Consider the following 547-nt stretch of genomic DNA (forward strand, 5'->3'; position numbering starts at 1 on the left):
ACGCCGATCATCCCTTTTGAGGACGAACTCTCTGCAGCACCTGCAGCAAAAACCATGGTCATTGCGTATAACAGGACCATTCCCACTACTAGCAACTTTTTCATACACAGCCTCCTTAAAGCTTCATGCGTTAACGATAACGCATTCATGAAAACAAAACCATCCAAAAGATGTCTAACTAACTCTATCATCGGTGAAATGAGCCGTCAAGCTTTTTATAAAGGTGTTTGGCTGAGGATTATACGACGAGGCGTATGGATGGATGTTTGCGGTAACGTTACTTCTCTCATTGCATGCTTCAGCGAAGACAAGCATCAGTCAAAGGAAAAAATTGGGGCCGAAGCCCCATTGGTTGTTCACATCTCTTTTATAACAATGCGTTCTGCCGCCATCGAATATCCTCGAGGACGAGATAGCAGTTCTTATCAAACGTGCGTGCCGTCTGCAGTACTTTCTTGGCATCCCTGCGACGAACTTGCACAAACAGAAGAACGACTTGGCCATCCCGACCCCGTCCTTCGAACTCGGTTACGCGAAAACCAGCCTC

At 46.6% G+C, this 547-nt stretch carries 1 pseudogene; it reads right to left on the reverse strand.

Annotated elements, in window-relative coordinates:
• Positions 1–367: 367 nt before the first annotated feature.
• Positions 368–547: pseudogene (locus B3F49_RS08880) on the reverse strand (DUF2179 domain-containing protein); the annotation flags it as partial.

Origin of the sequence: Sphaerochaeta sp. UBA5836 (assembly GCF_002432845.1) — a bacterium.
GTDB lineage: Bacteria > Spirochaetota > Spirochaetia > Sphaerochaetales > Sphaerochaetaceae > Sphaerochaeta.